Here is a 24,916-nt window from a genome sequence, read left to right on the forward strand (position 1 = left end):
AGCACGGTGTGTATACCTAAGGCCTGATGTTTAAAAGCAAACGTTGGGTTACGGCCTTTTTTTGCATGGATATTATTTTGAATCGCGGCATCAGCGCCTTGCGGGTGGCACAATCTGCTTAAAAACCGCCGAAAATTCACTGCCCTCGCCGATTGTGCTGCTGATGTGCAGCAAGCTGTTGTGCTCGGCCAGCGCGTGTTTCACAATTGCCAAGCCTAGGCCGGTGCCGCCGCTTTGGCGGCTGCGCCCTTTATCCACCCGATAAAAACGTTCGGTCAGATGCGGGATGTGCTCCGGCGCGATGCCCGGGCCGTTGTCTTGCACGGCAAAGCGCACATCGGGCAGGCTGAAAGGCTGCTCTGAGGGCAGCGCTTGCAGGCTGATGCGGATAATGCCGCCGGCCGGCGTGTAACGCACGGCGTTAAACACCAGATTGCTCAGACCGTTATAAAGGTCGGCATAAATGCCGCTGATCCAGATATCGGGGGCGATATCGGTATGGATTTCATGCTTGCCTGCCGACAAAGTATCGCCATCGCCCGAGAGCGATTCGGCCAATGACGACAAATCGATTGGTGTTTGCTCCGCCGGCACGCCCGATTCGAGGCGCGACAAGGTGAGCAAGTCGGCCAGCAGCGTTTGCATGCGCGCGCCTTCTTTCTGCATCAGGCCGATAAATTGCTGCGCCTGCTCGCGCGGAAGATCGGGCATATCGGCCATGGTTTCCAAAAAACCGTTAATCACCGTGAGCGGCGTGCGCAATTCGTGCGACACATTGGCCACAAATGCGGTGCGGGTGGCGTTGAGCTGCTCGGCCTGGCTGATGTCGCGGGTAATCAGCAGCAGCTCATCGGTTTGAAACGGTGCGCGCGTAATCAGCAGCGCGCGCTCGCTGATGCCGCCGTTTTTGGGCAGGGTGATTTTGATTTCGGCGGTGTTTTCCAAAGGTTGATTGAGAAAATCAAGAAACTCGGGCTTGCGCACGATATTGCGCAAAATGCCGTTCCAGTCGGTGGCCGGGTTCAAATTCAGATGCAGCACCGCCAAATGGTTCATCCAGCCGATGCGCCCGCTTTTATCGAGAATCAGAATGCCGTTGGGAATGGCTTCGGCGGCACGGTTGAAGCGCTGCAAGGCCGCGCCCAGCTTTTGTTTGCGCTTTTTGCGGCTTTTGGCTTGGCGCAAAAGCGTGTCGAAAATCGTTGACCACATGCCGCCCACATGTGGAATGGTGTTGATTTTGGGTGACTCGAGCCAGCGCGCCAGCTTCAGCACATAATAAAGTTGCATGGCCAGCCACACGCCGAGCCAGGCGGCCATGGCGGCAAAAAGCCCGGTGGCGCCGCCTGCCGCGAAGCCCAGCAGCATCACAACCGCCAGCACAAACAGGCTCAATGCAATATGCCGCCACACAAAATTCATTTAGGCCGCCTCTTTATGCGAGAAGCGGTAGCCCGCACCGCGCACGGTTTGCACAAAGCGGTCGAAGCCGCTGGGCTCCAGCGCACGGCGCAGGCGGCGGATGTGCACATCTACCGTGCGCTCTTCCACAAACACATGATCGCCCCACACCAAATCCAACAATTGGCGGCGGCTGTATACGCGCTCGGGGTGGGTCATGAAAAAATGCAAGAGCTTGAATTCGGTGGGGCCGAAGCTCACCGGCTGGCCGTTGCCATACACGCGCTGCTCGGCCGGATCGAGCAGCAAACCTTTCACTTCGATAACTTCGCTGGTTTTTTGCGGCGCGCGGCGGCGCAGCAGCGCATTGATGCGGGCAATCAGCTCGCGCGGGGAAAACGGCTTGGTGAGGTAATCATCGGCGCCCTGATTCAGCCCCAGCTCTTTATCGGTGTCTTCACTGCGGGCGGTGAGCAGGATAATCGGCAAATCTTTGCTGCGCTCGTCTTGGCGCAATTGCTTGGCCAGCTGCACACCCGAAGCGCCGGGCAGCATCCAGTCGAGCAGCACCACATCGGGCAACTCCTGCGCCAAGAGCGTGCGCGCCTCTTCCGCGCTCAACGCCGATTCCACACCGAAACCGGCCTGCTCCAAGGTGAACCGAATCAGCGCCTGAATCGATTCTTCGTCTTCCACCACCAACACGCGCACTTTGGCCATGTGTTTCTCCATGATTATCGGGTTTTGCCGTTATAGTGGTATGCAAGAAAAAGTGATACAAAGCCACGCACTATCACGGAGTGGGTTGGGTTGATAAACCCAACGTTTCAGACGGCCTGTGGGCTTATTGGGTTTTCAACCCAACCTACCCGTTGTGTCACTTTTTTATGCATTCCACTATAGTGAAATGAAAGAAAAACGGGCACCAAACCATCAATCTCAAACCGTGTGTAATACCAATCCAAAAAAATAACCTAACTTCGTTGTCGCGCCTTGCCGTACTAGTTGTACTGTCTGCGGCTCGCCGCCTTGTTAGCTTACTTTTTTGAATGGGTATAAGATGTGGCGCAGCCACGCACGCCGTTTTTATTGATTCCACTATACAAAATCAGCCGAGCCACAACCCAGCCTTGCAACCTAAGCATAACGCAAGCATATGACGCAGATGTGACAAACGCCGGCTTGAGATGACGCTTTGTTGGAATTTTTATGACAGGCCGTCTGAAAGGCTTTACCGGCAGGCAGCGGGCGGCTTGCCGGCACATCTATTCAACATCCCGATAGGCCGTCTAAAAACGGTTTTTCAGACGGCCTTAAGATCTGTTCACCATTCATCCGCGAAAGTGCGCCCTACGCTCAAAATCATCTGGCCGTTAAACCGCTTATCGGGTAGGTGGCGCAGCCACGCGCACGCTTGGCGGGGTGCAGTTTATGGTGTTGCTGTCTTGTATTCCTTTTTCATCTATTTCACTGTATATCGGCAACGCGACAAACAAGCTCAGGCAGCCCTGCCCCAAAATCGAGGCCGTCTGAAAACGCCGATGCGTTCAGACGGCCTCTTGCCCGCTTACCAATGCAAGGCCATATTGTCGCGGTGGATTAATTCGTCTTCCATCACATAGCCTAATTTGCGCTCGATTTGCGCGGAGGGCGTGCGCAGGATTTTGGCGGTTTCGCTGCTGTTGTAATTGGCCAAGCCGCGGGCGATTTCTTTGCCGCCGCCATCCACCACCGCCACCAACTCACCCCGGTAAAAATGGCCTTCGGCACGCACGCAGCCCACCGGCAGCAGGCTGGCGTGTTGTTCGGCCACGGCACGCGCAGCGCCTTCGTCCACCACCACGCGTCCGCTCAGCTGCACCTGCCCCAACAGCCATTGTTTGCGGGCATTGATGCGGCTGTGTTCGCTGGTAAACAAAGTGCCCACGGCATCGCCCTGTATCAACCGCACCAACACATCCGGCTCGCGCCCGCTGGCCACCACGGTGGCCGCGCCGCTCAAAGCGGCGCGCTTGGCGGCAGTGACTTTGGTGTACATGCCGCCGGTGCCCACCGCGCTGCCTACGCCGCCGGCCATGCTTTCCAAATCGGGATGCTCGGCAGCGATGCGGTTAATCAGCCGCGCTTGCGGATTTTTGCGCGGGTCGCTGTCGTAAAGGCCTTGCTGGTCGGTGAGAATCACCAAAGCATCGGCTTCCACCAGATTGGTCACCAAAGCGCCGAGCGTGTCGTTGTCGCCCAGCTTGATTTCATCGGTGGTAACGGTGTCGTTTTCATTGATAATCGGCACAATGCCGTGCGCCAGCAAGGTGCGCAAGGTGCTGCGGGCGTTGAGATAGCGGGTGCGGTTGCTCAAGTCTTCATGGGTGAGCAGAATTTGCGCCGTGTTGATGCCGTGCGGGGCAAACGCGTTTTCATAAGCTTGGGCGATGCCCATTTGGCCGACGGCGGCGGCGGCCTGCAATTCGTTGAGCGCCTTGGGGCGGCGCGGCCAGCCCAGCCGTTTGATGCCCTCGGCAATGGCACCGCTGGACACAAAAATCACCTGCACGCCGCGCTTGTTGAGCTGGGCGATTTGCGCTGCCCACTGCGCCAGCGCCTGCTGATCGATGCCCCGCCCTTCGGCAGTAACCAAACTAGAGCCCACTTTCACCACCAATAGGCGGGCTTGCGACAGGTTTTCAATGGCTTTTTGCATCATACTTTTCCGTTTCAGACGGCCTCAGATAATAGGGTATGCACATTTATTGCCGGTGCTTGCCTTGCCAAAAATAGCGCCACACAAAAGCGGGAAAGGCAAAAATCAGATAAAGGCAGAGCACGGTTACATAAAATTCCCAATCTTGCGGGTGCACCGTGCCGGCGCGCGATTCGAGCACATAAGCCAGCACGCCGATCAGGCAAAAGCCGGCCGCCAATTCCAGCAAATGATGGCCGAAATGCTTGTGCGCCAATTGAATCAAACCAAATAAGCGCCGGCTCAAAAACGGCGCGTTGGCAAAAATCAGCGCCAGCAATAATAAGATATACATGGAAGCGGTCATGGTGTGAAATCCGGTGTTCAGACGGCCTGAAATCTCGCAGCAGCTATGATTCATTTCAGCCTGAAGCGGCGCAGAAAAGTGGTGCGGCAGGCCGTCTGAAAAGATGAATGCAGTATATTAACAAAAACGGCAGCCTTCGGGGGCTGCCGCGTGCAGATTTATCAGCGGGTTTACAAGGTGTTTTCCAACGCGCGCAAGCACCATTCCATCACGCTTTGCGGCATCACGCCCCACAGCAGCAGCAAAAGTGCATTTACCGAAAGCACCACTTTGGCCACGGTGTTGCTGCCGATGCCCTGCTCATGCGTGGCTTTATCGAAATACATCACTTTAACCACGCGCAGATAGTAGAACGCGCCAATCAACGACATCACCACCGCAAACACAGAAATCCACACAAAGCCTTGCGAGAGCAGCGCCTTAATCACCGCAAACTTGGCATAAAAGCCCATCAGCGGTGGAATACCGGCCATCGAAAACATGGCCAGCAGCATCAAAAAGGCATACCAAGCATGGCGCTGGTTCAAGCCGGCCAAGTCGCTGATTTCTTCGCATTCAAACGCTTCGTTGGAAAGCAGCATCAACACGCCGAAGCCCACCAAACCCATCACCACATAAGCGATTGCATAGTAAAGCCCTGCGGTAAAGCCGATGGCACCGGCCATAAACGCCAGCAGAATAAAGCCCATGTGCGACACCGTAGAATAGGCCAGCATGCGCTTGATATTGCTTTGCATAATCGCCGCCAAGTTACCCACCAACAAGGAGGCCACGGCCAAAATCGCCAGCATGGGCGTCCAATCGTTCACCGTGGTGCCCAAACCGGTCACCAAAATACGGAAGGCAAACACCACGGCGGCAATTTTCGGCACCGTGCCCACAAAAGCGGCCACGGAAGTGGGCGCACCCTGATATACATCGGGCACCCACATATGAAACGGCACCGCGCCCAGCTTGAAAGCCACCGCCACCACGATAAACACCAAGCCAAGCTTCAGCAGCCAAGTGTTGGCCTGGCCATCGTAGGCATTGGCCAGCACGCTGGCAAACTCGAGCGAGCCTGTGGCGCCATACACCATGGAAATGCCATACAGCAACAAACCCGAAGCCAGCGCACCCAACACAAAATATTTCAAAGCGGCTTCAGCGGCATCGGCCGAATCGCGGCGCAGCGCAATCATCGCATAGAGCGACAGCGACAACAGCTCCAAACCGATATAGGCGGTGAGGAAATGGCCGGCGCTCACCATCACGCTCATGCCGCTCAGCGCAAACAGCGTTAAGGTGTAAAACTCGCCCCTAAACATATCGCGCACCTGGTTATACGGCTTGGCATACACAAACAGCGCAAATGTGGCCGCATACATCACCATTTTCGACAGCTGCGACATGCCGTCTGCAATATACATGCCGCTGAAAGTCGATACGCTTTGCGGCACCCACACCAGCCATTGCGCTGCTGCGGCGGCCACCAGCGCGAGCAGGCTCAACACATGGGTGATATAGCGGTTTTTATCGCTGGTCCATAAATCCACCAGCAGCACAATGCCCAATGCCGAAAGCAATACGATTTCAGGCATGGCCGGCATCAAGTTCAAATCAGTCCAGTTCATTCACACACCTCAAATCTTGCTTTGTGCCACATGGGTAATCAAGTCGTTGGCGGCTTGATGTACCACTTCGATAAAGGCTTGCGGATACAAACCCATGCCCAATACCGCGATGGCCAAAATAGCCAAAATCGCAAATTCGCGGCAGTTAATGTCTTTCATTTCTTTGACTTCCGGGTTGGTGATGGGGCCGAAAACCACGCGCTTATACATCCACAAGGTGTAAGAAGCACCGTAAATCAAGGTCAGCGCAGCCAGCGCACCCACCCAGAAATTCACTTCCACCGCACCCATGATCACCATAAATTCGCCCACAAAGCCCGATGTGGCCGGCAGGCCGGCATTGGCCATGCCGAACAGCATCATAAAAGCGGCAAATTTCGGCATCACATTTACCACGCCGCCGTAATCGGCAATATTGCGCGTGTGCAGACGGTCATACATCACACCGATACACATAAACATCGCCGCCGACACAAAGCCATGCGAAATCATCTGGATAATCGCACCTTTCAAGGCCCAGTCATTCAAATAACCGCCGCTGAACAAAAACATGCCCAAGGTCACGAAACCCATATGGCTGATAGAAGAATAAGCCACCAATTTTTTCATGTCGGTTTGCACCAAAGCCACCATGCCGATGTAAATCACGGCAATCAGGCTCAACACGATAATCGCCGGTGCGAAATAGCGCGAAGCGTCGGGCAAAATCGGCAAGATAAAGCGCAAGAAACCGTAAGCCCCCACTTTCAGCGTGATGGCCGCCAGCACCATAGAGCCGCCGGTGGGCGCTTCCACGTGGGCATCGGGCAGCCAGGTATGCAGCGGCCACATCGGCACTTTCACCGCAAACGAAAGGAAAAACGCGATAAACAGCAATTGCTGCACACCCAGCGGAATCTGTTTCAGATTTTGGAAATCCACAATCGCAAAGCTGCCGCCGGTTTGATAAGAAAGATAAATCAAGCCCACCAGCATCAGCAAAGAGCCCAACAAGGTATAGAGAAACAGCTTCACCGAAGCATACACGCGGCGCGGGCCGCCCCACATACCGATAATCAGGTAAAGCGGAATCAACATGCCCTCGAAGAATACGTAAAACAAAATCGCATCTTGTGCGGCAAACGCACCATTAATCAAACCCGACATAATCAGGAAAGCCGCCATATATTGCGCCGTGCGTTTCTGAATCACCTGCCAGCCGGCCAGCACCACCATCAGCGTGATGAAGCTGTTCAAAATCACAAACAGCACCGAAATACCATCCACACCCAAAGCATAGTTGATATTGAGCGCGGGAATCCAGCTGTGGAATTCGGTGAATTGGTAGCCGCCGCTCAAGCGGTCAAAGCCGGTAAAGAGCGGCAAGGTCACCAGAAATCCGGCCAGCGCACCGACAAAAGCCACAATCCGGGCAAGCGCGGCGCGGCTGTCGGAGCCGGTGGCCAACACCAGCACACCGGCTGCTATCGGCACCCAAATGGCCAAACTGAGTAAGTTATTAGAAAGCATAATATTAGCCTGTAGTTTGATACCTAGGTTTTATTAAAAAAATTATCTCTTGATGCGTTTTCAGACGACCGTTCATGCTGTTTGAAAACGGTTATGTCTTTACTGTTCAATTCTTTCAGTCGGCTTGTTTCAGCACACTTAATTAAATCTCCCATCTCTGCTTCAGTTAATGAGCGGCCATTCAAGCCATGAACCAACCACACTCCACGTGTTCTGATTTTTTCTTCTGGCGAGAATTTACCAAGCCAATTAGCGGACGGGTAAAAGTGAGGTGACCTTGAGGTGGTTGCAATAATGCCTGCTTCAAAAAATAACCGTTCTTCTTTTGTCTCCAGAGGGATAACAGAAAAAGTAAAATACTCCTGCATATAAGCGGTTACTCTATCTTCAACACTTTTTATAGCTGCCGTATCAATCTTACCAGCCCATTCTTCCCTGGCTTTTTTCCCCGTTAAATCTATCTCCCATTGTTTAAGAAGCTCTAGATTATTATCACGTGAGAGTATTGCCCTACCGATATGCTTTCGGAAAATGCTTCGGTCTTTATTCGGTTTTAAGAAATGCTCAGTCAGGCGTTTTACCAGATTATTTTGCCCGGTATGCGTTCCGACACGTACGATTCTATCGAATTCTAAAAACTTCTCGCCTTTTTCAAACAATACATACAAGCCGTTTTTAAAAATTACATTTCTATCAAAGTTAAAGGAATATCGTTTTAAAGCATTAAACTGCTCATGCAGAATCACGCCATTATCGTTCATTTTTGCTTTCCAACTGTTCTTTTAACCATCCCAGCTGTTCGCCAATTTTTAGTCCCATCATGGGTATTTCATATTGTTTCAATACCGGTAACAAATATTGTCTGTATTTATTTCCTGCAAGAAAAACAAATTGGTCTCTCTTGAAATCAGCTTCTCTCTTTAAATCGGCCAACACTTTCTCTGCCCACGCTTTTCTCTCTTTGGAAAGCATCGTATTGAGCGTTAAGTCATACGGATCCAATTCTTCCGACAATTTAACCAAGCCATGTTTGGCAGAAAGAATAAAAATATCATCGGGCTGGATAATCTCTCTGGCATAGCGCAACTCTTTTTTGAATAAATCACTCAAATAAAGCTTTTCTGCTGTTTGCCTATTGCTCGCTTTTTTGCTGACACAAGCAATCAATACGATTTTCCTCACGACTTATCTTTCTTCTTATTTTCAGACGGCCTGATAATTGTTTACTAGGCCGTCTGAAACAGGCCTTTAAATTCAACCGGCAAACAAGCGCCAGAATGTCATGCCCACCAGCACCAGCACGCCGAATACCATGGCGGCTGCATAGGTATAGATGAAGCCGGTCTGCATTTTGCGCACTTGCGCAGCGATGGCGCCCACCAGTTTGGCAGAGCCGTTGACAATGCCGTTGTCGATAATGGCCGTGTCGCCTACTTTCCAGAAGAAATTGCCCAATGCGCGGGTGCCTTTGGCAAACACATTGAAGTAAATCACGTCGAGGAAGTATTTGTTATCCAGCAGTTTGTAAATCGGGCTGAATGTGGCAGCGATTTTCGCAGGCAGATGTGGCGCTTTCACATACAGCACCCAAGCCGTCAGCACACCGGCAATCGCCAAATACAGCACCGGCGTTTGCAGGCTGTGTGCCACCATCGCCAGCGGGCCGTGGAATTCTTCTTTCAGCAGCGCCATGGTCGGATGCTCTTCGGTATTCACGTAAATCGCGTCTTTGAAGAAGTCGCCATACAGCATCGGCTCAATCGCAAAGTAACCGATTACCACCGAAGGAATCGCCAACAGAATCAGCGGCAGCGTTACCACCCACGGGCTTTCGTGCGGGTTGTCGTTTTTGCCCAAACCGTGATGATGCTCATCGCCGTGATGGTCATCGTGATGCTCGGGCAATTCGCGCCATTTTTCTTTACCGTGGAACACCATAAAGTATTGGCGGAACGCATAAAACGCGGTCACAAACACACTGGCCAACACGGCGAAGTAGGCAAAACCGCTGCCCGGCAAAGTGCTGGCGTGGGCGGCTTCGATAATCGAATCTTTCGAATAGAAGCCGGAGAAAAACGGCGTACCAATCAAAGCCAGATTACCCAGCAGCATGGTTATCCAAGTAATCGGCATGTATTTTTTCAGGTTGCCCATGTGGCGCATGTCTTGGTCATGGTGCATGCCGATGATGGCGCTGCCGGCGGCCAAAAACAGCAAAGCTTTAAAGAAAGCATGCGTCATCACATGGAACATCGCAATCGAGTAAGCCGAAGCGCCCAAGGCCACGGTCATATAGCCCAGCTGCGACAAAGTAGAATAAGCCACCACGCGCTTGATGTCGTTTTGAATCACGCCCAAAAAGCCCATGAAGAGTGCCGTAATCGCGCCCACCACCATAATCACGCCCAAAGCGGTGGTGCTGAGTTCATACATCGGCGACATGCGCGACACCATAAACAAGCCTGCCGTTACCATGGTAGCCGCGTGAATCAAAGCAGAAATCGGTGTCGGGCCTTCCATCGAATCGGGCAGCCACACATGCAGCGGAAATTGCGCCGACTTACCCATTGCGCCGATAAACAGCAACAAACAGGTTACCGTCATCAACGACCACTCCACGCCCGGGAAAAGCTGGATGGTGGCATGCTGCACATTGGGCAGATAGGCAAACACATCCGCATAGCGCAGGCTGCCGCCGAAATAAGCCAGCACCAAGCCGATGCCGAGCAAAAAGCCGAAATCGCCGACACGGTTAACCAAAAAGGCTTTCAGGTTGGCAAAAATGGCACTCTCGCGTTTGAAGTAAAAACCGATCAAGAGGTAAGACACCAAGCCCACGGCTTCCCAACCGAAGAAAAGCTGCACGAAATTGTTGCTCATCACCAGCATCAGCATCGAAAAGGTAAACAGCGAAATATAACTGAAAAAGCGCTGATAGCCGGTTTCTTCATCGTGCATATAGCCGATGGTGTAAATGTGCACCATCAGCGACACGCTGGTCACCACCACCATCATCATGGCAGTCAGGCTGTCGACCAAAAAGCCGACGGAAAAATCCAAGCCGCCCATGGTCAGCCAGGTATACACATTTTCATCAAATTTGCTGCGGCTGCCATCGATAAAGCCCCACAGCACATATGCCGACAGCACCGTCGACACCGCCACGCTCAAAATGGTTACGCTGTGCGCGCCGGCACGGCCGATTTGTTTGCCAAACAAACCCGCCAACAGCGAGCCGACAAGCGGTGCCAGGGCAATGGTCAGATATAAGCTCATATTATCCATTATTCTTATTCTCCCGATCAGCCTTTGAGGCGGTTCAAATCGGCCACATTGATGGTGTTGCGGTTACGGAACACCAACACCATGATGGCCAGGCCGATAGCGGATTCTGCCGCAGCCACGGTCAGCACGAAAAACACAAAAATCTGCCCGGCGGTGTCGCCCAAATATTGTGAAAAAGCGATGAAATTGAAATTGACCGCCAACAGCATCAGTTCAATCGACATCAGCAACACCAGCACGTTTTTGCGGTTCATAAAAATACCCAAGGCGCTGATGCCGAACAGCAAGGCCGCCAAAACCAGGTAATGAGTGATGGTAATCATGCTTTGCCCTCTCCTTCTTGGCCGTCTGAAGCCTCTTCTTTTTCAGACGGCACCACAGCAGCCATCTTCACCATGCGCATACGGCCTTCTTTGGCATTTACTTTAACTTGATCACCCGGATTGATATAGCGCGGGTTGTAGGTTTTGCGGTGTACCAGCGCAATGGCCGCCACCATGCCCAGCACCAGCAATACGGCTGCCAATTCGAACGGCAGCAGATAAGTGGTGTAAATCTGGCTGCCCAAATCGCGGATATTGCTGTAATCGGCAGGCAGATCTTTCATCAGGCCGAAAGCGGCCAGATTGGTTTTCGGGTTTACCAAAATCAGAATCAGCGCCACCGCCATCAGCGTGCCGACGAGGCCTGCCACCGGTGCATGGCGCCAAAAGCCGGCGCGCATTTCTTCCACATCGATATTGAGCATCATCACCACAAACAGGAACAACACCATCACCGCGCCCACATACACCAGCACCAGCGTGATGCCGAGGAATTCGGCCTGCATCAGCATCCAAATCATGGCGCTCACACAAAAGGTCAGCACCAGATAAAGCGAGGCATGCACCGGGTTTTTAGCGGTAACGGTTTTAAGCGCGCCAAACAGCACAATGGCCGCCAGCACATAAAACAGAATCAGGGAAAACGTCATTATCCTGCTCCTTAACGATAGGGTGCGTCTGCCGCTTTGCGTTTGGCAATTTCGCTCTCATAGCGATCGCCGACGGCCAGCAGCATCGGTTTGGTGTAATACAGATCACCGCGTTTTTCGCCGTGATATTCCAGAATATGCGTTTCCACAATCGCATCCACCGGGCAGGCTTCTTCACAAAAGCCGCAGAAAATGCATTTGGTCAAATCGATATCGTAGCGGGTGGTGCGGCGGGTGCCGTCTTCTCGCTGCTCCGACTCGATATTGATGGCCAAGGCCGGGCACACCGCTTCGCACAATTTACAGGCAATGCAGCGCTCTTCGCCGTTGGGATACCGGCGTTGCGCATGCAGGCCGCGGAAACGCACCGATTGCGGTGTTTTCTCTTCGGGAAACATAATGGTTTCTTTGCGCGCAAAGAAGTTTTTGAGCGTAACGCCCATGCCTTTTACCAATTCGCCCAGCAAAAAGGTTTTTACTAAATTCGTCATTTTGTTTCTCCTCCCTTATTTCCACAGAGACAAGGGCGAAATCATCCACAGACCGAGCAGCACGATGCCGACAAAGCCCACCGGAATCAGCACTTTCCAGCCCAAACGCATGATTTGGTCATAACGGTAGCGCGGGAATGTGGCGCGAATCCACAAATAGCCATAAAGCACCATCGCCATTTTGATAAACATCCACACCGCACTCGGCGTGCCGATCAAACCCCAGCTTTGCGGGAAAGGCGAGAGCCAGCCGCCCAAAAACATCAAGGCAGTCAGCGCGGCAATCAGAATCATGAAAATATATTCGGCGAGGAAAAACAGCGCAAAGGCAAAGCCCGAATATTCCACGTGAAAGCCGGCCACGATTTCCGATTCGCCCTCGGCCACGTCAAACGGCGCGCGGTTGGTTTCGGCCACGGCAGAAATCAGGTAAACCAAAAACAAGGGAAACAGCGGCAGCCAGTTCCACGAGAAAACCGAGCCGCCGGCAATGCCGGTGCTTTGTGCCGCCACAATGTCGCCGAAATTCATGCTGCCCGACACCATCACCACACCCACCAAAGCCGCGCCCATGGCGATTTCGTAGGAAATGGTTTGTGCCGAAGAGCGCATCGCACCCAAAAACGCATATTTCGAGTTAGAAGCCCAGCCGGCAATAATCACACCGTAAACCGACAACGAAGTAATCATCAAGATATACAGCAAGCCGGCATTCACATTGGTGAGCACCCAAGTTTCGCTGAACGGAATCACCGCCCAAGCCGCAAAAGCCGGTGCCAGCGACAACATCGGGCCGATATAAAACAGCGCTTTATTAGATGTCGAGGGGCGGGTCACTTCTTTAAACAACAGCTTCAACACATCGGCAAACGGTTGAATCAGGCCGAAAGGCCCGGTAACGTTGGGGCCGACGCGCAACTGCATATAGCCGATAACCTTGCGCTCGAAGTAAGTCAGATAGGCCACCGTGAGAATCAACGGTGCCAAAATCAGCACAATCTTCAGCACAATCGAAACAATCAAGCCGATTTCGTTGCCCAATAAGGCTTGGAACCATTCTTGCATGATCAACCCCGCGCCAATTCAATAGTGTTCATCAAGGCACCCAACGCCGCATTTTCAGTATGCAGCGGCAGATACACCACGTTTTCAGGCAAATGCGCATCGGCCACCACCGTAACGGCAAGCTTTGCGCCCCCCTGAACGGCTTGTGCCATATCGCCATCGGCCAAACCCAAAGCGGCCAAGGTGTTCGGGTGTACGCGTGCAGCGGGCACGGCGGCATGGCCGGTGGCTTGCAAAGGTGCAGAGCGGCGGGCAATGGCATCGCTGTGATAAATACCCACGCCGCCTACGCGCACAAGCCCGGAGGCCGTCTGAACGCCTGCACTTTGCCAAGCAGCCTGATTATTCAGTTTTTCCGGCAAGGTGTCGGCATCCACCGCATCTTTCAGCACCTGCTCGCTGCTGCCGTATTCAAAGCCTTGCAAGGCAAACACATTGCCCAGCACGCGCAGCACTTTCCACAGCGGGCGCGAATCGCCCAAGCCTTTCACCACACCGTAAAACGATTGCAGACGGCCTTCCATATTGATAAAGCTGCCCGAGGTTTCGGTAAACGGTGCAATCGGCAGCAACACATCGCACACTTCCAGCAAGGTGTCGCTCACAAACGGGGTAAACGCCATTACGCTTTGTGCCTGCTTCAAAGCAGCCACGGCTTTACCGCCATCGGCCACATCGATTTCCGGCTCCACATTGAGTAGCAACACGGCTTTCTTCGGTGCTGCCAGCATCTCTTGGATGCTTGCGCCGGAATCCAGCGCCAGCACATCCGCGCCCACGCTGTTGGCCGCTTGCGGCAAAATGCCCAGCGTTGCGCCCGTGGCCGCAGCCAAGGCCTGCGCAGCGGCATAAATTGCGGTGTAATCCGGATGGTTTTGCGCTTCCGCACCCAGCACCACCGCCGCTTTATCAGCCTGCTGCAAGGTATTGGCAATGGCACTTTGCGCATCTTGCGCCAAGCCGGCCAAGAAACCGGCCCAATCATTCGGATGCAGCACTTCTTGCGCAAAAAGCGGCATATGCAGCGCTTCTTTGCTGCTGCCCAACACGCTCAATGCTGCCCCGCCCTTGGCCGCGCCGCGCAGGCGTGCGGTCAAGAGCGGTTGCTCTTTGCGCAAATTGGCACCAATCACCAATATGGCATCGTTGTTGCCGAAATCTTCAATGCTCTGACCCAGCCATTGCGCGCCTTTGAGGCCGTCTGAAAGGCGTTTGTCCTGCTGCTGCAAACGGGTGGCAACATGTTTGATGCCCAAGCCTTCGGCCAGCTTTTTGGCCAAATACAATTCTTCCACCGTATTCATCGGGTTGGCCCACATGCCGATTTGTTCTTGGCCGTCTTCCTTGCCAATGCATTCGAGTGTATGGCGCACATATTCCAGCGCAGTCGGCCAATCCACATCGCGCCACTCGCCGCCGTGTTTGATTTTCGGTTTTTTCAGACGGCCGTCGTGATACAGGCCTTCATAGGCAAAACGGTCGCGGTCGCTGATCCAGCATTCGTTGATGCTCTCGTTTTCCAACGGCAGCACGCGACGTACGGTGTGGTCTTTGGTTTGCACAATCAGGTTGCTGCCCAAAGCATCGTGCGGGGAAATGGTTTTGCGGCGGCTCAATTCCCATGAGCGCGCATCGTAGCGGAAAGGTTTGCTGGTAAGCGCCCCCACCGGGCACAAATCAATCACATTGCCCGACAATTCGGTTTCCACCGCTTTGCCGATAAACGGCATGATTTCGGAAAACTCGCCGCGATTGGCCATAGCGATTTCCTGCATGCCGGCAATCTCTTCGGTGAAGCGCACACAGCGGGTGCAGTGGATGCAGCGGCTCATTTCGGCAGCCGACACCAAAGGCCCCATGTCTTTGCCGGCCACCGAGCGTTTGTCTTCCTTATAGCGGCTGGCGCTGTTGCCGTAGCCCACGGCCAAATCCTGCAATTGGCATTCGCCGCCCTGATCGCAAATCGGGCAATCGAGCGGGTGGTTGATAAGCAGAAACTCCATCACGCCCTGCTGCGCCTGCTTGGCTTTGGGCGAATGGGTGTGCACCACCATACCGTCGGTAACCGGTGTGGCACACGCCGGCAACGGTTTGGGGGCTTTTTCTACCTCCACCAGGCACATACGGCAGTTGGCGGCGATAGACAATTTTTTGTGGTAGCAGAAATGCGGGATATAAGTGCCGATTTGATGGGCAGCTTCGATCACCGTTACGCCCTGCTCCACGGATAACTGTTTACCGTCAATTTCAATTTGTAACATGGTTATGTTCCAGATTTAGGGATTTTTCCAACCGCCTTTTCAGACGGCCTTCGGGCGGAAAGGATAAATTTCTATCCTCTGCCTGCTTTTTACTGTTTTTTGTCTAACAAAATAATGCTGATGCGGTCGGTCTGACCTTGCAGCCCTTGCGATAAAGCCATTTCTTTTTCCGCACCGCGCCGCAAATAAGCCATGCTGCTGAGCGGATAACGGCGCTCGGTATCGTTTGCCAGCAAAGTAAACTTGCCGCGGTTAATCACACCGGCTCGTGCGCGCACATTGCCATTTAAAATATATTGGCACGATACATAAGCCTCTGCCTGCATGCTTTTTATCACTTTTGTTTGAATGCGGTGCTTTTCAAAACTGGCGGCGAAGGCCTCAGCCAAGCCGGGCAAACGGGTTTCATAATTGTCGCGGATGCAGATTTGCTTCACTTGCGACAAACGGGCTTTATCGCTGTAATTCACGTCGGTTGCCGAACATGCGCCCAGCCAAACAAGTGCGCCCAATATTATCCATCGTTTTTTCTGCATTTCACTTCAATCTCTCTCACGCAGCCAAACGGCCTGCATAACGTTCAGACGGCCTTTAACACCATTTATGTGCTTTGGCCGGTTTGCCGTGCTCGATATAGTGTTCGAATTCGTTGCGGAAATGCTTGGTAAAGCTGCGCACAGGAAACACGGCGGCATCGGCAAGCGCGCAAATAGTGCGGCCGGCCATATTGTTGCCGATCGAATCGAGCAAGTCCAAATCTTCGGCACGGCCTTTGCCCTCGGCAATACGGTGCACGATTCGATAGAGCCAGCCGGTGCCTTCGCGGCAAGGCGTGCATTGGCCGCACGATTCTTCAAAATAGAAATAGCTCAGGCGCTCCAACGCTTTGACCATGCACACATCTTCATCCATCACGATAATGGCACCCGAACCGAGCATAGAGCCGGCTTTGGCGATGGAATCGTAATCCATATTCAGCGACATCATGATGTCGGCCGGCAGCACCGGCGCAGAGGAGCCGCCCGGAATCACCGCTTTGAGCTTTTTACCGTCTTTCATGCCGCCGGCCATTTCCAAAAGCTTGGCAAACGGCGTGCCCAGCGGCACTTCATAGTTGCCCGGACGCTCGACATGGCCGGAAATCGAAAACAGCTTGGTGCCGCCCGCATTTTCAATGCCTTGCTCGGCAAAGGTTTTGCCGCCGTCGCGAATGATAAAGGGCACCGAAGCAAAGGTTTCGGTGTTGTTGATGGTGGTGGGTTTGCCGTAAAGGCCGAACGAAGCGGGGAACGGCGGCTTGAAACGCGGCTGGCCTTTTTTGCCTTCCAACGATTCCAGCAGCGCGGTTTCTTCGCCGCAGATATACGCGCCATAGCCATGCGCACCAAACAGGTCAAAGCTGAAATCGCTACCCATGATGTTGTTGCCGAGAAAACCGGCGGTGCGCGCCTCGGCCAAAGCCAGCTCGAAGCGCTCGTAGCTTTCAAAAATCTCGCCATGGATATAGTTATAGCCCGCCTCTGCACCCATGGCGTAGCCGGCAATAATCATGCCTTCAATCAGCGCGTGCGGATTGAAATCCATAATGTCGCGGTCTTTAAACGTGCCCGGTTCGCCTTCGTCGGTGTTGCACACCACATATTTGGCACCGGGGAAAGAGCGCGGCATAAAGCTCCATTTCAGGCCGGTGGGAAAGCCCGCACCGCCGCGGCCGCGCAGGCCGGATGCTTTCACTTCGGCGATCACATCGTCTTGCGACAATTTTTCGCTCAAGATTTTGCGCAAAGCCTGATAACCGCCGCGCGCCTGATAGGCGTCGAGATGCCAGCAGTCGGGATTGTGGGTATCTACTTGGTCAAAAATGACACCTGATTCATAAATCGCCATCAGTTCAACTCCGCCAATTTCGCTTCAATGGCTTCTTCGGTCATGAAGCTGCACATTTTGTGGTTGTTTACCAGCATCACCGGCGCATCACCGCATGCGCCCATGCATTCGCCTTCCATCAAGGTATACAGGCCGTCTGAAGTGGTTTCGCCAAAGCCGATGCCGAGCTTTTGCTTGAGGTATTCGGCAGCGCTCACCCCGCCGCGCAGGGCGCAGGGCAGGTTGGTGCAGACGGTGAGCTTGTATTTGCCCACAGGGTGCAAGTCATACATATTGTAAAACGTGGCCACTTCATAAGCGGCGGCCGGTGCAATGCCGATATAGTCGGCCACAAACTCGATGGTTTCCGGCGCCAAATAGCCTTTTTCCACTTGCGCAATGCGCAAGGCGGCCATCACGGCAGAGCGGCGTTGGTCGGCCGGATATTTCGCCAGCTCGACGTCGATTTTTTGTAAAGATTGAGCGGATAACATTATCGGTCTACCTCTCCGAACACGATGTCTTGCGTACCGATGATGGCCACCACGTCGGCTAGCATATGGCCGCGTGCCATTTCGTCCATGCCTTGCAGGTGGGCAAAGCCCGGTGCGCGGATTTTCAGGCGGTAAGGCTTGTTGGCGCCGTCTGAAATCATATAAATGCCAAATTCGCCTTTGGGGTGCTCGATGGCGGTGTAGGTTTCGCCCTCGGGCACATGCATGCCTTCGGTAAAGAGCTTGAAGTGGTGAATCAAATCTTCCATGCCCATTTTCATATCGGTGCGCTTGGGCGGGGCAACTTTATGGTTTTCCACAATCACGGGGCCAGGATTGGCCTTGAGCCATTGCACACACTGCTTGATGATTTTATTGGATTCGCGCATTTCATTGATGCGGCACAGATAGCGGTCATAGCAGTCGCCGTTGAGCCCCACCGGAATATCGAAATCCACTTTAGCATAAGCATCGTAAGGCGCTTTTTTGCGGATATCCCATTCAATGCCGGAGCCGCGCAGCATCACGCCGGTAAAGCCGCGCTGCAGGGCGCGCTCGGGCGACACCACGCCGATGCCGACGGTGCGCTGCTTCCAAATGCGGTTGTCGGTGAGCAGGGTTTCGTATTCATCCACACATTTGGGAAAACGCTCGGTAAACGATTCGATAAAGTCGAGCATGCTGCCTTCGCGTGCTTCATTGAGCTTTTGCAGCACTTTGGCATTGCGAAACTTGCTGCTCTCGTATTTCGGCATAAAGTCGGGCAAATCGCGGTAAACGCCGCCGGGGCGGAAATAAGCCGCATGCATGCGCGCGCCGGAAACCGCTTCATACAAATCCATCAATTCTTCGCGCTCGCGGAAGGCATACAGAAACACCGTCATGGCGCCGATATCGAGCGCATGCGAGCCGATGCCCATCAAATGATTGAGAATGCGGGTCACTTCGGCAAACATCACGCGGATATATTGCGCGCGCTCGGGCACTTCGATATTGGCCAGCTTTTCCACCGCCAAGCAGTAAGCCTGCTCGTTGCACATCATGGATACATAATCCAAGCGATCCATATAAGGCAGCGCTTGCAGATAGGTGCGGGTTTCGGCCAGCTTTTCGGTGCCGCGGTGCAAGAGACCGATGTGCGGATCGGCGCGCACGATGGTTTCGCCGTCGAGCTCCAATACCATGCGCAACACGCCGTGCGCCGCCGGATGTTGCGGGCCGAAGTTAATGGTGTAGTTTCTTAATTTATTGGCCACCGTAATGCTCCTCGCGGACGATGCGCGGCGTAACTTCGCGCGGTTCGATGGTTACAGGTTGGTAAATCACACGTTTTTCCGCTTCGTCGTAACGCATTTCCACATAGCCGGAAATGGGGAAATCTTTGCGGAACGGATGGCCGACAAAGCCATAGTCGGTCAGAATACGGCGCAAATCGGGGTGGCCGTTGAACATGATGCCGTAAAGGTCAAACGCCTCGCGCTCATACCAATCGGCGCTGTTATACAGCTCGGTAACAGAATCCACCACCGGAAAATCATCGTCGTCAGCCCATACGCGCACGCGGATGCGCTGGTTGTTTTTCACCGACAAAAGCTGGCTCACCGCCGCAAAGCGCTTGCCCTGCCACGGCTCGTTTTTATAGTCGCTGTAATCGACGCCGCACAAATCTACCAAAAGCTCGAAGTGCAGCTCATCGTGATCGCGCAAGGTGCGCATCACATCCAAATAATCGGCGGCAGCGCACTCAACCGTTACCTCATCCAAAGCCAGCAAAACTTTGCCGGCTTTGGCGCCAAGCACACGCGCGGCGGTTTCATGCAATGTTTTCACATCAGCCATACGTTTCTCCTAGGGTCTGTTCACAATTACTTGTCATAAAGGTAGCCACATCACAATGCATCCCAATAAAACCGTGCTGTGGAAGTTGCGCTTTAGCTTATCGTAGCGGCTGGCAATCGCTCGGAAATGTTTCAGACGACAAAAAGTATTCTCCACCAAGTGCCTGATTTTATAAAGATACCAGTCCATGTCTTTATTTTTCTCTTCCCTGTCTTTTCTATAGGGAATATTGGCTTTCGCGCCACTTTCCTCTATCTGTTCCCTGAGTCGGTCTGAATCATAGCCCTTATCCGCATTCACAAGCTCAGTTCCGGCAAGATCGATGTTATCAAGCAATTCCGGCGCAACGCTGATATCGTTGATATTGCCCGCAGTAATGATAATCTCAACCGGATTGCCTGAGACGTCTACCGCCAGATGAATCTTGCTGGTCATCCCGCCCCGGCTCATACCGATTGCGTGTTCCTCTTCTTCGCTGAGCCATGAGGCGCCGGCTGAATGTTGATGCGCCCGAACATAGCTGCCATCTATGGCTACCCATTCCAAATCACAGTCTTGGCTGAGCTTTTTTAAGGCTTCGGCAAAAATACCTTTTGCCGACCAACGGTTATAAGCCGTGTAAACGGTATGGTGTTTGCCGAAATACTCGGGCAGATCGCGCCAAGGGATGCCGGTTCTGACTCTGTATAGGATGCCTTCGAAAATCAGGCGTAGATTGGGTTTGCAATAAACACCCAAATCACGCAGAATGGGCAACAGCTTCGTCCAGTATTCATCTTTGAGTAGTGTGCGGGGCATGGCAGGTGTATTAGGGTTGTGTGAGAGCTCCCTTTTTACACCTGCTTTCCTTTTTATTCAATGTTATGACAAGTAATTGTGAACAGACCCTAGCGGGCAATGGTGTAAGTGCGTTTGATTTTCTGCTGCAACTGAATCAAACCGTAAATCAAGGCTTCGGCCGTGGGCGGGCAGCCGGGCACATACACATCCACCGGCACAATGCGGTCGCAACCGCGCACCACCGAATATGAATAGTGGTAATAGCCGCCGCCGTTGGCGCAAGAGCCCATCGACAACACCCAGCGCGGTTCGGCCATTTGGTCGTATACGCGGCGCAGGGCGGGTGCCATTTTGTTACACAAGGTGCCGGCCACAATCATCAGATCAGACTGGCGCGGCGAGGGGCGGAAGATAATGCCGAAGCGGTCGAGGTCGTAGCGCGCCGCGCCCGCCTGCATCATTTCCACCGCGCAACAAGCCAAGCCGAACGTTACCGGCCAGAGCGAACCGGTGCGCACATAATTGAGCACTGTGTCTGCGCTGGTGGTGACAAAACCTTTATTCAAAACGCCTTCTATTCCCATTCTAAAGCGCCTTTTTTCCATTCATAAATAAAGCCTATCGTGAGAATCACGATAAACACGAACATCGACCAAAAACCGAATGCGCCCAAATCTTTGAACACCACCGCCCACGGAAACATGAACGCGATTTCCAGATCAAACAAAATAAACAAAATCGCCACCAGATAATAGCGCACGTCGAATTTCATGCGCGCATTTTCGAAAGCCTCAAAGCCGCATTCAAACGGGGCATCTTTCTCTTGGTAATGGCGTTTCGGGCCGAGCAGATTGCCCAGCGTTAAAAACAGAATACCGGCAAACAAGCCGATAAGAATGAATATAAATACCGGAAAATAATTGGCCAACATGTGCATACACCTGAATCGTTAACGTAAATAATGCTGGTAAAACGCTTTTCATTGTAGCTAATTTCGGGGGTGTTTTAAAGTTGCCCTGTAATTTTTTCTTAAATTTCTTTAATATTTTTAGTAACTTATAGATAACGATTCTCATTCAATAGAATGAAATCTCTATTTTATTGCTTTAAATATTTTCCGCCTATTGATTATCATATTTCGATAAATTAAATTGCTATTTAAAATAAACGGCTTTGCCAAATCCGTTTCTTTCAGACGGCCTTCACAATTTCAAAACAACATTTTATTGCGATTTCCCGCCCACTACATTTTATTACGGCCGAATGAGCCGCCGCTTTCAGACGGCCTGATACACACCGGCTAAAATGCCGTGGAAACGGGTTTTGCAGCCAATCGGGCGGCGAAACCCAGCTCAGCCCTTGCCGTTTGATGTCATCAGGCATTCCACCCGAATGCCGTTTCATCTGCAGGGATTTTTATAAAATGCACCCATTTTGCTTCTTGGTTGAAAACGGTTTGCTGGAAAACGGCAGCACTCCGCCATTCAGATTTGTGCCGCGCCTTTTCTTGAATGGTTTCCAGCTGTAAAATTTATTTTTGCAAAATATTGTTCCGAAAAAGCTTTTCACGGCAAAACAAGGCTGGCTGTTTGGCTGTTTTGCTATAGAATGATTTTCCCACCCGCTGATATCAAGGAGTGAACCATGCTAAACCGTTTTTACGAAAGCAGGCAGAGCCTGTTTCTTTTCAGCACTTTGCTTCTGATGGTGTCGTTTGCCTTATCTGCTGTGGCGGTGTTCGGCACCATCAGCCGCGATGTCCATTATCTCGCCTTTCTGCCGCCGGGCTTTATGTTTTTCGTGAGCGCTTTGTTTGGCTTTTTGGTGCTGGCCGACGAAGAAGCCTCTATGGTCAAACGCAAAGCTTTTTTCTCGATTGAGGCGGCCACCGCTTTATTTGCCTTATTGCTGCTGCCGCTTTGTTGGTGGTTTGTGGCGCAGGCCGTCTGAAACTGATTCAAACAAGCCGGCCTGAATAATCATGCCGAGGCCGTCTGAAAGCTTTCAGACGGCCTCGGCATGATTCTGTTATTTCACTCAAAACAACACCCAAACCGCAACCCGATTGCTCCGCTATTTTCGCGCGGTTTTCCGATTCAAATGATACACCGCCACGCCCATCAGCAAGCCCCAAAAAGCACTGCCGATGCCGAATAAAGTCATGCCCGAAGCCGATGCCAGCAGCGTTACCAGCGAAGCTTCGCGCGTGGGTTCATCCTGCCAGGCGCCGAGCAGATTGGCCTGCAATGTGCCGAAAATGGCGATGCCCGCCAGCGCTGCCAGCAATTCGGCCGGCAAGGCGGCAAACAGCGCCACCACCATGCCGCCGGCCGCACCCAGCAGCAAATAAAGCAGCCCCAGCCACACATTGGCCAAATAGCGGCGCTGAGGATCTTTATCCACATCGCTGCCCATGCAGATGGCGGCGCTGATGGCGGCCAAGTTCACCATAAACGCACCAAACGGCGCAAACACCACTGTGGCGGCCGCGCTGCTGTTGATCAGTGGCTTGGCCGGCGTGTGGTAGCCGTAGCTGCGCATAATCGCCATGCCCGGCACATTCTGCGTGGCCAAAGAAGCGATAAACAGCGGCACGCCCACGCTGATAATCGGCCCGATATGAAACACGGGCGACACCCATTCCAAATAAGGCGCATTCCACTGCAAACGGCTCCAATCGAGCAGCCCCGCCGCCGCCGCATAGCCGAATCCCACCAGCAGCATCAGCAAAATGCTGTAGCGCGGCATGCGGATTTTGCTGAGCAGATAAGTGGAGAGCATCAGCAGCACCAACACCGTTTGCCCCTGCATGGCGGTAAACACACGGCTGCCGAAATTAATCAAAATACCGGCCAACATCGCCGCCGCCAGCGAAGCCGGAATCAGGCGCACCAAGCGGTCGAACCAGCCCGCCGCCGACACCAGCAGCATCAGGCCGCCGGCAAAAATAAAGCCCGCCACCGCTTCATTGAGCGAAATGCCGCTCATGCCCGCCATCAAAGCCGCGCCGGGCGTGCACCAAGCCATCATCACCGGCGCTTTATAGCGCACGCTCAAGCCCAAAGTGAGCACGCCGCACACCAGCCCGATAATGGTAAACCACGAAGTAATTTGCGCATCCGTGGCACCAAACGCCTGCGCCGCCTGAAAAATAATCACCGCGCTGCTGCCGTATGACACGAGCAAAGCCGCCACAGCGGCGGCAAAATGAGCGGGAGAAAAAGAAGCGGCAGAGATGTTAAACTTCATTTGTATAAAGCTCGATAAAAGCAAATAGGATTATTTATAACATATTTTAACGTTTTCGTTCAGACGGCCTATACCAATACAAACAATCAAGGCCGTCTGAAAGCCCGAAAACCTTTCAGACGGCCTCAACCGCTAGAGCATCCTGACAATTCGTTTATGAAGGGGATTTTGTTTCTGAGCATGCAGATGCAAGACAAAAAGCGCAGCAAGGAGTCCAACCTTGCTGCGCTTTTCGCCTTGCAAACGCGCTTTTGCCCTCAAAATCTTACGCATGGATGAATTGTGAACAGACCCTAGCCGCCAATCAACCCCGAAGCAATATTAATCAGCAGCGAGAGCACCGCCACATTGTAGAAAAACGCCAACACGCAATGCAGCAGCCCCACACGCCGCACGGCAGAAGAAGCCAGGCTCACATCGGCGGTTTGCCCCGAAGTGCCGATCACGCAGGCGAAGTAAACAAAATCCCAATAATCCGGTTGCGGCTTGCTTTCCGGAAACAGCAAACACGGCGAGCGCCCGTGCATCACATCGCGGTAATACATGCGCGCATAGTGCAGCGCAAACATCACATGCGTAAACAGCCACGACAAAAAAATCGTCGCCACCGTGAGCAACACATGCGCGGCGCGCGCCATGCCTTGCGCTTGCTGGCTGATGCCCAGCTCCAGCGCAATCGCCAGCAGCGACATCGCCGCCGCACCGGCGGTAAGCAGCAAAATCGTGCGGCCGCCCTCGTCTTCCAAATGCGCCCGCGCCAGCAAAGTTTGCTTATCGGCCGCACGCATCAGCGCAAACACCAAGCCCAAATACACCGCCACGCCGACATCAAACGCTGCAATCGCCCGTGTCACCCCCGCCAGCGGCAAAGGCAGCGCCTGTAATATCAGCCACGCCGCCATACCGGCCATCAAGCCCAGCAGCAAACGGCGGCGGTAGCGCCAGATGGAAAAAAACGGGCTTTGCGGCATAGCACTTCCTTTGATTAAAATGTTATTTCAAATAATGAACCCTAAGGGCATATCATTGCGCACAAGCCCAATAAA

The 24,916-nt window shown here is 53.1% G+C and carries 25 protein-coding genes; 1 reads left to right on the plus strand and 24 read right to left on the minus strand.

Translation table 11 applies throughout. The features are described from left to right. Window positions 1-90 precede the first annotated feature (90 nt). From phoR to LVJ78_RS12160, 22 genes are all read right to left on the minus strand, one after another. Window positions 91-1,422 (minus strand): phosphate regulon sensor histidine kinase PhoR, encoded by a 1,332-nt coding sequence (gene phoR, locus LVJ78_RS12055; RefSeq protein ID WP_132954721.1) that lies wholly within the window; start codon window positions 1,420-1,422, stop codon window positions 91-93. Then, entirely contained in the window at window positions 1,423-2,121 is a 699-nt protein-coding gene (gene phoB, locus LVJ78_RS12060; RefSeq protein ID WP_132954738.1) for a phosphate regulon transcriptional regulator PhoB, read from the minus strand. 847 nt (window positions 2,122-2,968) lie between these two features. Continuing rightward, the gene (gene proB, locus LVJ78_RS12065) at window positions 2,969-4,099 is read right to left on the minus strand and encodes a glutamate 5-kinase (RefSeq protein WP_132954739.1); all 1,131 of its coding nucleotides are present in this window, start codon (window positions 4,097-4,099) and stop codon (window positions 2,969-2,971) included. 46 nt (window positions 4,100-4,145) lie between these two features. Beyond that, window positions 4,146-4,445 carry a DUF2818 family protein gene (locus LVJ78_RS12070; RefSeq protein ID WP_132954722.1) on the minus strand — a complete coding sequence of 100 codons (300 nt, stop codon included), beginning with the start codon at window positions 4,443-4,445 and terminating at the stop codon, window positions 4,146-4,148. A gap of 170 nt (window positions 4,446-4,615) precedes the next feature. Then, window positions 4,616-6,058: an NADH-quinone oxidoreductase subunit NuoN gene (gene nuoN / locus LVJ78_RS12075; RefSeq protein WP_132954723.1), complete on the minus strand. Its 1,443-nt coding sequence runs from the start codon at window positions 6,056-6,058 to the stop codon at window positions 4,616-4,618. Window positions 6,059-6,067: 9 nt separating this feature from the next. Beyond that, the gene (locus tag LVJ78_RS12080) at window positions 6,068-7,567 is read right to left on the minus strand and encodes an NADH-quinone oxidoreductase subunit M (protein ID WP_132954724.1); all 1,500 of its coding nucleotides are present in this window, start codon (window positions 7,565-7,567) and stop codon (window positions 6,068-6,070) included. A 23-nt stretch (window positions 7,568-7,590) separates the two neighbouring features. Beyond that, entirely contained in the window at window positions 7,591-8,328 is a 738-nt protein-coding gene (locus LVJ78_RS12085) for a GIY-YIG domain-containing protein (RefSeq protein WP_132954725.1), read from the minus strand. After that, window positions 8,318-8,749, minus strand: a complete 432-nt coding sequence (locus tag LVJ78_RS12090; protein ID WP_132954726.1) for a DUF6884 domain-containing protein — start codon at window positions 8,747-8,749, stop codon at window positions 8,318-8,320. Before LVJ78_RS12090 ends, LVJ78_RS12085 begins: the two co-directional genes overlap by 11 nt. 72 nt (window positions 8,750-8,821) lie before the next feature. Continuing rightward, window positions 8,822-10,852 carry an NADH-quinone oxidoreductase subunit L gene (gene nuoL, locus LVJ78_RS12095; protein ID WP_132954727.1) on the minus strand — a complete coding sequence of 677 codons (2,031 nt, stop codon included), beginning with the start codon at window positions 10,850-10,852 and terminating at the stop codon, window positions 8,822-8,824. Window positions 10,853-10,869: 17 nt separating this feature from the next. Next, on the minus strand, window positions 10,870-11,175 hold the full coding sequence (gene nuoK, locus LVJ78_RS12100; protein WP_132954728.1) for an NADH-quinone oxidoreductase subunit NuoK: 306 nt from the start codon (window positions 11,173-11,175) through the stop codon (window positions 10,870-10,872). After that, a complete protein-coding gene (locus LVJ78_RS12105; RefSeq protein WP_132954729.1) occupies window positions 11,172-11,825 on the minus strand; it encodes an NADH-quinone oxidoreductase subunit J in 654 nt (217 codons plus the stop codon). The genes nuoK and LVJ78_RS12105 overlap by 4 nt, the downstream gene beginning before the upstream one ends. A gap of 11 nt (window positions 11,826-11,836) precedes the next feature. Then, window positions 11,837-12,316, minus strand: a complete 480-nt coding sequence (gene nuoI / locus LVJ78_RS12110; RefSeq protein WP_132954730.1) for an NADH-quinone oxidoreductase subunit NuoI — start codon at window positions 12,314-12,316, stop codon at window positions 11,837-11,839. A gap of 15 nt (window positions 12,317-12,331) precedes the next feature. After that, a complete protein-coding gene (nuoH, locus tag LVJ78_RS12115; RefSeq protein ID WP_132954731.1) occupies window positions 12,332-13,381 on the minus strand; it encodes an NADH-quinone oxidoreductase subunit NuoH in 1,050 nt (349 codons plus the stop codon). A 2-nt stretch (window positions 13,382-13,383) separates the two neighbouring features. Then, a complete protein-coding gene (gene nuoG / locus LVJ78_RS12120) occupies window positions 13,384-15,642 on the minus strand; it encodes an NADH-quinone oxidoreductase subunit NuoG (RefSeq protein ID WP_132954732.1) in 2,259 nt (752 codons plus the stop codon). A gap of 89 nt (window positions 15,643-15,731) precedes the next feature. Beyond that, window positions 15,732-16,178, minus strand: a complete 447-nt coding sequence (locus tag LVJ78_RS12125) for a hypothetical protein (RefSeq protein ID WP_132954733.1) — start codon at window positions 16,176-16,178, stop codon at window positions 15,732-15,734. Between the two features lie 55 nt (window positions 16,179-16,233). After that, window positions 16,234-17,529 (minus strand): NADH-quinone oxidoreductase subunit NuoF, encoded by a 1,296-nt coding sequence (gene nuoF / locus LVJ78_RS12130; protein WP_132954734.1) that lies wholly within the window; start codon window positions 17,527-17,529, stop codon window positions 16,234-16,236. After that, on the minus strand, window positions 17,529-18,002 hold the full coding sequence (gene nuoE / locus LVJ78_RS12135) for an NADH-quinone oxidoreductase subunit NuoE (RefSeq protein WP_132954735.1): 474 nt from the start codon (window positions 18,000-18,002) through the stop codon (window positions 17,529-17,531). The genes nuoF and nuoE overlap by 1 nt, the downstream gene beginning before the upstream one ends. Further along, complete coding sequence (locus tag LVJ78_RS12140; protein ID WP_132954736.1) at window positions 18,002-19,258, minus strand: NADH-quinone oxidoreductase subunit D; 1,257 nt, start codon at window positions 19,256-19,258, stop codon at window positions 18,002-18,004. The genes nuoE and LVJ78_RS12140 overlap by 1 nt, the downstream gene beginning before the upstream one ends. Continuing rightward, a complete protein-coding gene (locus LVJ78_RS12145; RefSeq protein WP_132954737.1) occupies window positions 19,248-19,841 on the minus strand; it encodes an NADH-quinone oxidoreductase subunit C in 594 nt (197 codons plus the stop codon). Before LVJ78_RS12145 ends, LVJ78_RS12140 begins: the two co-directional genes overlap by 11 nt. Before the next feature lie 33 nt (window positions 19,842-19,874). Beyond that, complete coding sequence (locus LVJ78_RS12150; RefSeq protein ID WP_244802560.1) at window positions 19,875-20,639, minus strand: IS5 family transposase; 765 nt, start codon at window positions 20,637-20,639, stop codon at window positions 19,875-19,877. 89 nt (window positions 20,640-20,728) lie between these two features. Then, window positions 20,729-21,205, minus strand: a complete 477-nt coding sequence (locus LVJ78_RS12155) for a NuoB/complex I 20 kDa subunit family protein (RefSeq protein WP_132954755.1) — start codon at window positions 21,203-21,205, stop codon at window positions 20,729-20,731. Then, window positions 21,196-21,552, minus strand: coding sequence for an NADH-quinone oxidoreductase subunit A (locus tag LVJ78_RS12160; protein WP_132954756.1), 357 nt, complete (start codon window positions 21,550-21,552; stop codon window positions 21,196-21,198). The genes LVJ78_RS12155 and LVJ78_RS12160 overlap by 10 nt, the downstream gene beginning before the upstream one ends. Before the next feature lie 713 nt (window positions 21,553-22,265). Here LVJ78_RS12160 and LVJ78_RS12165 point away from each other — a divergent pair. Beyond that, window positions 22,266-22,571, plus strand: coding sequence for a hypothetical protein (locus LVJ78_RS12165; protein WP_132954757.1), 306 nt, complete (start codon window positions 22,266-22,268; stop codon window positions 22,569-22,571). A gap of 123 nt (window positions 22,572-22,694) precedes the next feature. On the opposite strand, the gene LVJ78_RS12170 is transcribed toward LVJ78_RS12165, so the two are convergent. Then, complete coding sequence (locus LVJ78_RS12170; protein ID WP_132954758.1) at window positions 22,695-23,870, minus strand: benzoate/H(+) symporter BenE family transporter; 1,176 nt, start codon at window positions 23,868-23,870, stop codon at window positions 22,695-22,697. Between the two features lie 293 nt (window positions 23,871-24,163). Further along, the gene (locus tag LVJ78_RS12175) at window positions 24,164-24,841 is read right to left on the minus strand and encodes a DUF1345 domain-containing protein (RefSeq protein WP_132954759.1); all 678 of its coding nucleotides are present in this window, start codon (window positions 24,839-24,841) and stop codon (window positions 24,164-24,166) included. Between the last annotated feature and the right edge of the window lie 75 nt (window positions 24,842-24,916).

This window comes from Uruburuella suis (assembly GCF_022870845.1).
In the GTDB taxonomy this organism is placed as follows: Bacteria; Pseudomonadota; Gammaproteobacteria; order Burkholderiales; family Neisseriaceae; genus Neisseria; species Neisseria suis.

Coding starts and splice junctions, on each gene's coding strand:
- phoR (WP_132954721.1), bottom strand. CDS start 1,422: ATGAATTTTGTGTGGCGGCATATTGCATTGAGCCTGTTTGTGCTGGCG.
- phoB (WP_132954738.1), bottom strand. CDS start 2,121: ATGGCCAAAGTGCGCGTGTTGGTGGTGGAAGACGAAGAATCGATTCAG.
- proB (WP_132954739.1), bottom strand. CDS start 4,099: ATGCAAAAAGCCATTGAAAACCTGTCGCAAGCCCGCCTATTGGTGGTG.
- LVJ78_RS12070 (WP_132954722.1), bottom strand. CDS start 4,445: ATGACCGCTTCCATGTATATCTTATTATTGCTGGCGCTGATTTTTGCC.
- nuoN (WP_132954723.1), bottom strand. CDS start 6,058: ATGAACTGGACTGATTTGAACTTGATGCCGGCCATGCCTGAAATCGTA.
- LVJ78_RS12080 (WP_132954724.1), bottom strand. CDS start 7,567: ATGCTTTCTAATAACTTACTCAGTTTGGCCATTTGGGTGCCGATAGCA.
- LVJ78_RS12085 (WP_132954725.1), bottom strand. CDS start 8,328: ATGAACGATAATGGCGTGATTCTGCATGAGCAGTTTAATGCTTTAAAA.
- nuoL (WP_132954727.1), bottom strand. CDS start 10,852: ATGGATAATATGAGCTTATATCTGACCATTGCCCTGGCACCGCTTGTC.
- nuoK (WP_132954728.1), bottom strand. CDS start 11,175: ATGATTACCATCACTCATTACCTGGTTTTGGCGGCCTTGCTGTTCGGC.
- LVJ78_RS12105 (WP_132954729.1), bottom strand. CDS start 11,825: ATGACGTTTTCCCTGATTCTGTTTTATGTGCTGGCGGCCATTGTGCTG.
- nuoI (WP_132954730.1), bottom strand. CDS start 12,316: ATGACGAATTTAGTAAAAACCTTTTTGCTGGGCGAATTGGTAAAAGGC.
- nuoH (WP_132954731.1), bottom strand. CDS start 13,381: ATGCAAGAATGGTTCCAAGCCTTATTGGGCAACGAAATCGGCTTGATT.
- nuoG (WP_132954732.1), bottom strand. CDS start 15,642: ATGTTACAAATTGAAATTGACGGTAAACAGTTATCCGTGGAGCAGGGC.
- LVJ78_RS12125 (WP_132954733.1), bottom strand. CDS start 16,178: ATGCAGAAAAAACGATGGATAATATTGGGCGCACTTGTTTGGCTGGGC.
- nuoF (WP_132954734.1), bottom strand. CDS start 17,529: ATGGCGATTTATGAATCAGGTGTCATTTTTGACCAAGTAGATACCCAC.
- nuoE (WP_132954735.1), bottom strand. CDS start 18,002: ATGTTATCCGCTCAATCTTTACAAAAAATCGACGTCGAGCTGGCGAAA.
- LVJ78_RS12145 (WP_132954737.1), bottom strand. CDS start 19,841: ATGGCTGATGTGAAAACATTGCATGAAACCGCCGCGCGTGTGCTTGGC.
- LVJ78_RS12150 (WP_244802560.1), bottom strand. CDS start 20,639: ATGCCCCGCACACTACTCAAAGATGAATACTGGACGAAGCTGTTGCCC.
- LVJ78_RS12155 (WP_132954755.1), bottom strand. CDS start 21,205: ATGGGAATAGAAGGCGTTTTGAATAAAGGTTTTGTCACCACCAGCGCA.
- LVJ78_RS12160 (WP_132954756.1), bottom strand. CDS start 21,552: ATGTTGGCCAATTATTTTCCGGTATTTATATTCATTCTTATCGGCTTG.
- LVJ78_RS12165 (WP_132954757.1), top strand. CDS start 22,266: ATGCTAAACCGTTTTTACGAAAGCAGGCAGAGCCTGTTTCTTTTCAGC.
- LVJ78_RS12170 (WP_132954758.1), bottom strand. CDS start 23,870: ATGAAGTTTAACATCTCTGCCGCTTCTTTTTCTCCCGCTCATTTTGCC.
- LVJ78_RS12175 (WP_132954759.1), bottom strand. CDS start 24,841: ATGCCGCAAAGCCCGTTTTTTTCCATCTGGCGCTACCGCCGCCGTTTG.